Raw genomic sequence first — 6624 nt, forward strand, 5'->3', positions numbered from 1 at the left:
CCCGAGCCCCAGGGCCTGCGCGAGCCCCAGCGCGATCAGTGTCCAGCCGCCGACGGCGACCAGTGTCCCGCGGTGCCCGTAGAACAGCCGGCTCGCGAAGGAGCCGGCCACCCCGAGCGGCACCAGCGTCACGCACAGCCCCGCGTAGAAGACGGCGGTGCGCAGGAGCAGGCGCGTGCGCGTCGTGAAGGAGTACGCGAAGAACGCCGGCAGCAGCAGCGCGCTGCAGGGGCTGAGCAGGGCGAGCAGTCCGCCGAGGAAGGCGGTGGCGGCGGTGATCTCGCTCATCGCGCCGCTGCCCCGGCCTCCTCGGCCGCCTTCTCGACGGCGACGGTGAAGGCGGTCAGCGGCTGGGCACCCAGGACCGGCGTGGTGTTGACGAGGAAGGCGGGCGTGCTGGACACCCCCAGGCCGTAACCCTCCTCCTGGTCCGTGTTCACCGCCTCACCCGCGGCCTCCGACTCCATGTCGGTGCCGAAGCGGTCGAGATCGGCGACGCCCGCCTCACGGGCCATGTCCCGCAGGCGTACGGCGGAGAACTGGCCCTGGTTGCGCTCCCGCGGCTTTCCGAAGACGACGTCGTGGAACTGCCAGAACCTGCCCTGCTGTCCGGCGGCCCAGGCGGCCCGCGCGGCCCGTTCCGACTCGTCGCCGAACACGGGGAAGTTGCGCCACTCGATGCGCAGCACGCCCTTGTCCACGTACTCGCGGACGAGCTCGGGTTCGGTCTCGCGGGCGAACTTGCCGCAGAAGGGGCACTGGAAGTCCGAGTAGACGATCATCACGACGGGGGCGTCGGCCTTCCCCTTGGCCAGCGGATCCCCGGCCTCCCGGCGGGCCAGGGCGAGCAGCGACGCCTCCCGTTCGTCGGGGACGGAGGCCGAGGAGGAGGCCGCCGGGGCCTTCTCGGCACTCGGGCCGCCGGACGTGCCGGTGAGGGCGATGGTCGAGGCGAGCACGGCCGCCGCGCCGCTCACCGCGGTGATCAGGACCAGACGGCGACGACGGGCACGAAGAGAGGAAGACATGGCACTCCGAAGCGAAACGTGCGGAAGGAGGGAGGGAGAAAGGAGGGAGACGGGAGTCAGGCGCCGGGCCGGACAGGACACGCCGCCTCGGACGCCAGACGCCGCAGCGCGGCCTCGGTCAGCAGGGCGAGCGAGACCACCGCGACGACGGGCTGCAGGGGCGCCCAGTAGCTCAGCGCCCCCGACGTTCCGACGAGGAGGAGAACGGCCTTGTTGCAGACGGGGCAGCCGACCGCGAGGAAGGACAGCACCGCGCCGGCCGACCCGAGCGAACGCCCGGTGCGCTCACGGTCGTCACGGGGCGGGGTCCCCGTCCGGACGTAGGTGGCGAGCACGACGGCCGACAGCAGGGCGGTGAGCACCAGCACGATGTGGTTCCACCACACCGGGGGCACCGAGCGGGAGAAGAACGGGTTCGGCACCAGGGCTGTGGGCACACCGAGGGCGAGGACCACCAGCGGCGTGGCGGCCGCCACGGCGATCCACCGGCCACGGGGCCAGCGGCGCAGGGCGGCCCACGCCGCCCGGGGCGAGCGGGAAGAGGACAACGGGAGACTCTCCGGTTGCGCGATCGCGCGGTTGTACGGGCCGACAGGAGCACACGGACTCGATGCGCGGCCTATACGCGTCGTACGGAGAGCTCGGTGAGGTCGGGAGGAGAGGGAGCCGGACCGGCGTGCCGGGAAACCGCGTGCGCGGACCCGCGGACCCACGCCGTGCCACCGGCTCCCGCGGACAGACCGCTGACCGGCGCGGCGCCGGTTCGCGGCTGCGGCTGGTCCGGGACCACCTTCTTCAGACACGGCCCGTCCGCGGCGGCGGCACCGCCGCTCCGACCGGCTGCGTCGAGGGAGGGGAGGGCCACGGAGGAGACGGCGGCCGCGGCAAAGGGACCCTCCACCACGGGAGAGGCGGAGACCACCGGGGCCACGGAGACGTCCGGGCGGACCGACGTGGCGCAGAACAGCGCGGCCAGCAGGGTCAGCAGCGCGAGGGCGGCGCCCATGGCACCGTGCCGCTTCCCGAGCATCCCCGCACCTCCTTCCGGCCGTGCCCACCATAGACCAGGGCACACCGGACGCACCGACACCCCGGCAGGGTGGCATCACGCTCAGCCACCCGGCACTGCCCGTGCCCGAAGGCGGGGGGACGGAGCCCGTACCGCTAGGGCCGGCGTTCCGCCGTCTCCTTGATCCCGGCCAGGGTGGCGTCCATGCCCTTGCCCAGTTCGTTGAGGCGGTAGTCGATGATCGCCTCCTCCTGGTCGGGGGCGCGGTCGATGTACGCGTTCAGGCCGGAGCGGCCGGGGCCGACCGTGACCGACTGGCGCAGTACGGTGCCCCCCTCCGGCGCCGGGGTGAGGGCGAAGGACCAGGTGGCCATCCGGTCCGCCGGGTCCTCGCCGGCCTTGCCGTAGCGTCCGTCGGGGTCCAGCACGCACCAGGTGAGGGTGCGCTCCGGGACGACCTCCGTGATGTGGGAGAGGGTCCGCCACTCGCCCACGAGCGGATTCCGGTTGTGTCCGAAGTAGCGGGCGCCCGGTGCCGGCCCGTCGGCACCGTCCTGCCACTCCACGCGCACCAGCTCGGGACTCCACCCGGCCATGGCCTCGACGTCGGTGACGACTTCCCAGACCCGCGAGGGTTCCGCCGCGATGTGCACCTCGCGGTGCGTGCTGGGCCGGTCGGCGTAACGCATGGCTGCTCCCCGTGTGGGCGCGGTCGTTCGCCGCTCCCGCACGGGGAGTTTACGGTCGTTAACTCCCCCTGGGAGATGTTGAGTTGGTCACAGGAGTGCCAGTTCGGACACCAGTCGGGCGGCCGTCGGCGCCGGAACGCCGTACCGCTTCGCGGCGCGCAGTACGGCGCCGCCGATCGCGTCGAGCTCCAGGGCGCGGCCCGCCGCGGCGTCGCGCTGCATGGAGGACTTCATCCCGGCGGGAAACGCGTCGTACATCGCCAGGGTCCGGCCCGGGTCGAGCGGCGCCCCGGCGGCGCGGCCGACGGCGGTGATCTCGCCGACGAGGGCGAGCAGTTCCTCGCGGTGACCGGTGCGGACCGTGCCGATGGTGACGTCGTAGCGGGTGGTGAGGAGGGCGAAAGGGGCGAGGAAGGCCAGCTTCGCCCAGAGGACGGCGGTCTCGGACCCGGCCAGGCGGGTCCGCACGCCGGCGGACTCCAGCACGGCGGCCGGGCCGGCGAGCGGGCGCGCGGTCGTCCCGGCCAGGTCGATCTCGGTGAACGGGCTGCCGTGCTCGATGACACCGGGCGCGACGCGGGTCGACTCGACGCGGATGACGCCCGCGGCCACCCGGTCGTCGCCGTAGCGGCGGCGCAGGGTGCCGGGGTGCTCGATGCCGTTGAGGAGCGGCAGGACGAGGCCGTCCGTGCCGAGCACGGCCGGCGGCACCCGGTCCAGCGCGGCGTCCAGACCGGTGTGCTTGACGGCCACCACGCACAGGTCGACCGGCTCCCGCAGCTCGGTGTCCGCCTCGACCTCGGCGGTGAAGTCCCCGAACTGACCGCTGCGCACCCGTATTCCGCCCTCGCGCAGGGCCTGCGCCGTCGCGTCCCCGGCCAGGCAGATCACCCGGTGACCCGCCCGGGACAGCAGCGCGGCGAGCAGTCCGCCGACACCGCCGGGGCCGAGCACGGCCACGGTCCAGGGGCGGGAGGCGTCCTCGGCGGAAGTGGCTTCGGTGACGTCGTGAGCGGTGCTGGGCATGGCTGTGGTGTCCCTTCCGGTCGCGGGGCGTCCCCGGTCGGGCGGGGCCGCCGTCCCGGTGGGTGCCGACAACGACGGGTCCCGGCGCATCTCCGGTCCCGGCCCACCGCATCCAGTCCCGCCGTACCGCGGACGAAGACCGTTTCACGCGGCGAAGAAATCCGCCAGTACCGGTGCCAGTACCTCCGGTTCCACCGCGTGGGTCTGGCCCTCCAGGACGTGGTACGTCCCCCGGGGCGCGGCCTGCGCGATCGCCCTGGCGGCCTCGCGCAGCCAGGGCGGGCTCGCGCCGCCCGAGACGGACAGCACCGGCACGGTGATCGTGGCCAGCAGGTCGTGGGGGACCAGGCCGTCGCCCATCACGGCGTTGTCGTGGGCGAGGGTGGGCGCGATCGACTCCATGCCGGCCCACAGGGGGGACTGGCGGGCGCTGGCGATCATCTCGGGAGCCAGGCCGGTGAGCCGCAGGAACAGTTCCACCGCGTCGCCGCGGCGGCCCTGGGCGAGCGCCTCGGTCAGGTTCTCGGTGTACTCGGCGCGCTCCCGCTCGCCGCCCTCGTAGACGGCGTACGGCAGCTCGTAGACGGCCACCCGGCGGACCGGCAGCCCGCTCGCCGCCGCCCTCAGGGCCAGCGCGCCGCCCGAGGAGACGCCGTACAGCGACGCCTCGCCGCCCACCGCATCGATCAGCGCGGCGAGGTCCTCGACCTCGCGTTCCACCGCGTACGGCGCCGTGTCCCCGCTCCCGCCGCGGCCCCGGCGGTCGTAGACGACGGCGTCGCAGCGGTCCGACAGCGCCGCCGCCAGCGGTGCCATCGTCGCGCCCGTCGACATCGCGCCGCTGACGAGGACGGCCACCGGCCCCTGTCCGGCGCGGTGGTAGGCGAGGGAGGTGCCGTCACGCGAGACGGTCTTCTTGTCCATGCCGGTCATGTCAGTGAGACTGCCACGGCTCGGCGGACTCATTCGGTCAAAACGCCTCCGCGTCGTAGAAGCACAGGTGGTCCTTGATCCCGGCCACGTCCGGCTTCGGGTCGGGGTACGCCCACACCAGGTCCGGCGCGTCCGGCAGGGACCAGTAGGACGCCGTGCCCTTGAAGGGGCAGTACGTGTGCGTGTCGGACGGCGTCAGCAGGTCGAGGCGCACGTCCTCGGGCGGCAGGTAGTACCGCGGGGGACAGCCCGTCTCGCGGAGCACCAGGGGGCGGTCGCTCTCCGCGAGGACCTGGCCGTCGTGCACCACGCGTACGTGCTCGCCGCTCTTGTCGATCGTGATCGTGTGTCCTTGGGTCATATCGGAACAGCGCCCGGGAGTGCACGGTTCTTCCCGCGTACGGCGCCGGCTTCCCGCCCCGTACCGTTGAGCCCATGAACATCTGCGTCTTCCTCTCCGCCGCCGATCTCGACGACCGCTACACCCGTCCCGCGCGGGACTTCGCCCGGCTGATCGGCAAGGGCGGGCACAGCCTGGTCTGGGGCGGGTCCGACACCGGGCTGATGAAGGTGGTCGCGGACGGTGTGCAGGAGGCGGGCGGGCGGCTCGTCGGCGTGTCGGTCGACTTCCTGTCGGCCAAGGCGCGGCCCGGCGCGGACGAGATGGTGATCGCGCGGGACCTCGCCGAGCGCAAGAAGCTGCTGCTGGAGAAGGCCGACGCGGTCGTGATCATGGTGGGCGGCACCGGGACGCTCGACGAGGCCACCGAGATCCTGGAGCTGAAGAAGCACGGCCGGACCGACAAACCGGTGGTGCTGCTGAACACCGAGGGCTTCTACGACGGCCTCCGGCAGCAGTTCCGCCGCATGGAGGAGGACGGGTTCCTGCCCCGGCCGCTCGCCGAGCTCGTGCTCTTCGCCGAGGAGCCCGCGGGCGCGATGACGTACCTGGAGGAGTCGCCGAGCGGCCGCTGACGCCGTGGTGCGAGCATGGCGGGCATGGCTACACATGTGATCACCGGGGCCGGTTCCGGCATCGGCGCGGCCGTGGCCCGCCGGCTGCACGCGCGCGGGGACGAGCTCGTGCTGCACGTGCGCGACGCGGGCCGCGCGAAGGAACTGGCCGCCGAGTTCCCCGGTGCCCGGACGCTCGTCGGCGACCTGGCCGACCCCGACCGGCTGAGCTGGGCGTTCTCGCACCAGACGCTGCCCGACCGGGTGGACTCCCTGCTGCACGTCGCGGGCGTGGTCGACCTCGGCCCGGTCGGCGAGCTCACCCCGAGGAGCTGGCGCCACCAGCTCGACGTCAACCTGCTCGCCCCCGCCGAACTGACCCGCCTCCTCCTGCCCCAGCTGCGCGCCTCGCGCGGGCACGTGGTGTTCGTCAACTCGGGCGCGGGCCTGAACGCGGGCGCCGCCTGGTCCGCGTACGCCGCCTCCAAGCACGGCCTGAAGGCCCTGGCCGACTCCCTGCGCCAGGAGGAGCACGCGAACGGCGTCCGGGTCACCTCCGTCTACCCGGGCCGCACCGCCAGCCCCATGCAGGCCAAGGTCCACCAGCAGGAGGGCAAGGAGTACGACCCGGGGAAGTGGATCGACCCCGAGTCGGTCGCCACGACCATCGTCATGGCCCTGGACCTGCCGCGGGACGCGGAGGTCAACGACCTGACGGTCCGGCCGGGGCGGTGAGCGGACCCCGCACGCCGGGCCGGGAGTTGCGTACGCTTCCCGGGTGAGTGAGAACAGCCAGTTCACCTTCGGTGCCGCCACCGGCGTCGGGTCCATGCCGGGCGGGGACGCCCGGGAGGCCGTCAAGACCGTCACCGGCACCTTCGAGGACTTCCCCTTCCTGCCCGAGCTGCCCGCGCGTGGGCCCGGCGCCGACATGATCGGGCGGACCGCCGGGATGCTCGTCGAGCTGTACGCGCGCGTGGAGCCC

Annotated in this window: 9 protein-coding genes and 2 pseudogenes; 3 read left to right on the forward strand and 8 right to left on the reverse strand. The window is 73.5% G+C overall.

Annotated features, from left to right (window positions below; translation table 11 throughout):
* The 8 genes and pseudogenes from RH94_RS43195 to RH94_RS12775 all read right to left on the reverse strand — a co-directional run.
* A pseudogene (locus tag RH94_RS43195) lies at positions 1-288 on the reverse strand (cytochrome c biogenesis protein CcdA); the annotation flags it as partial.
* The gene (locus tag RH94_RS12745) at positions 285-1028 is read right to left on the reverse strand and encodes a DsbA family protein (RefSeq protein WP_073947722.1); all 744 of its coding nucleotides are present in this window, start codon (positions 1026-1028) and stop codon (positions 285-287) included. The pseudogene RH94_RS43195 and the gene RH94_RS12745, both read right to left, overlap by 4 nt.
* A 56-nt stretch (positions 1029-1084) precedes the next feature.
* Complete coding sequence (locus tag RH94_RS12750; protein WP_073947723.1) at positions 1085-1576, reverse strand: hypothetical protein; 492 nt, start codon at positions 1574-1576, stop codon at positions 1085-1087.
* A gap of 71 nt (positions 1577-1647) precedes the next feature.
* Entirely contained in the window at positions 1648-2058 is a 411-nt protein-coding gene (locus RH94_RS12755; protein WP_073947724.1) for a hypothetical protein, read from the reverse strand.
* Between the two features lie 134 nt (positions 2059-2192).
* Positions 2193-2726: an SRPBCC family protein gene (locus RH94_RS12760; RefSeq protein WP_073947725.1), complete on the reverse strand. Its 534-nt coding sequence runs from the start codon at positions 2724-2726 to the stop codon at positions 2193-2195.
* Between the two features lie 87 nt (positions 2727-2813).
* Positions 2814-3752 (reverse strand): ketopantoate reductase family protein, encoded by a 939-nt coding sequence (locus RH94_RS12765; RefSeq protein WP_073947726.1) that lies wholly within the window; start codon positions 3750-3752, stop codon positions 2814-2816.
* 144 nt (positions 3753-3896) lie between these two features.
* Positions 3897-4676 carry an alpha/beta fold hydrolase gene (locus RH94_RS12770; protein WP_073947762.1) on the reverse strand — a complete coding sequence of 260 codons (780 nt, stop codon included), beginning with the start codon at positions 4674-4676 and terminating at the stop codon, positions 3897-3899.
* A gap of 46 nt (positions 4677-4722) precedes the next feature.
* The gene (locus RH94_RS12775) at positions 4723-5046 is read right to left on the reverse strand and encodes a DUF427 domain-containing protein (protein WP_073947727.1); all 324 of its coding nucleotides are present in this window, start codon (positions 5044-5046) and stop codon (positions 4723-4725) included.
* 74 nt (positions 5047-5120) lie between these two features.
* Here RH94_RS12775 and RH94_RS12780 point away from each other — a divergent pair, with 74 nt between their 5' ends.
* From RH94_RS12780 to RH94_RS43200, 3 genes and pseudogenes are all read left to right on the forward strand, one after another.
* Positions 5121-5660 (forward strand): LOG family protein, encoded by a 540-nt coding sequence (locus tag RH94_RS12780; RefSeq protein WP_073947728.1) that lies wholly within the window; start codon positions 5121-5123, stop codon positions 5658-5660.
* A 15-nt stretch (positions 5661-5675) separates the two neighbouring features.
* Entirely contained in the window at positions 5676-6374 is a 699-nt protein-coding gene (locus tag RH94_RS12785) for an SDR family oxidoreductase (RefSeq protein WP_073947729.1), read from the forward strand.
* A 43-nt stretch (positions 6375-6417) separates the two neighbouring features.
* A pseudogene (locus tag RH94_RS43200) lies at positions 6418-6624 on the forward strand (methionine synthase); the annotation flags it as partial.

Origin of the sequence: Streptomyces kebangsaanensis, assembly GCF_001906585.1 — a bacterium.
Classification (GTDB): Bacteria; Actinomycetota; Actinomycetes; order Streptomycetales; family Streptomycetaceae; genus Streptomyces; species Streptomyces kebangsaanensis.

What these genes read in the sequence shown, in the direction of transcription:
- RH94_RS12745 (WP_073947722.1), bottom strand. Translation starts at nt 1,028, where the DNA reads ATGTCTTCCTCTCTTCGTGCCCGTCGTCGCCGTCTGGTCCTGATCACC.
- RH94_RS12755 (WP_073947724.1), bottom strand. Translation starts at nt 2,058, where the DNA reads ATGCTCGGGAAGCGGCACGGTGCCATGGGCGCCGCCCTCGCGCTGCTG.
- RH94_RS12760 (WP_073947725.1), bottom strand. Translation starts at nt 2,726, where the DNA reads ATGCGTTACGCCGACCGGCCCAGCACGCACCGCGAGGTGCACATCGCG.
- RH94_RS12765 (WP_073947726.1), bottom strand. Translation starts at nt 3,752, where the DNA reads ATGCCCAGCACCGCTCACGACGTCACCGAAGCCACTTCCGCCGAGGAC.
- RH94_RS12770 (WP_073947762.1), bottom strand. Translation starts at nt 4,676, where the DNA reads ATGGACAAGAAGACCGTCTCGCGTGACGGCACCTCCCTCGCCTACCAC.
- RH94_RS12775 (WP_073947727.1), bottom strand. Translation starts at nt 5,046, where the DNA reads ATGACCCAAGGACACACGATCACGATCGACAAGAGCGGCGAGCACGTA.
- RH94_RS12780 (WP_073947728.1), top strand. Translation starts at nt 5,121, where the DNA reads ATGAACATCTGCGTCTTCCTCTCCGCCGCCGATCTCGACGACCGCTAC.
- RH94_RS12785 (WP_073947729.1), top strand. Translation starts at nt 5,676, where the DNA reads ATGGCGGGCATGGCTACACATGTGATCACCGGGGCCGGTTCCGGCATC.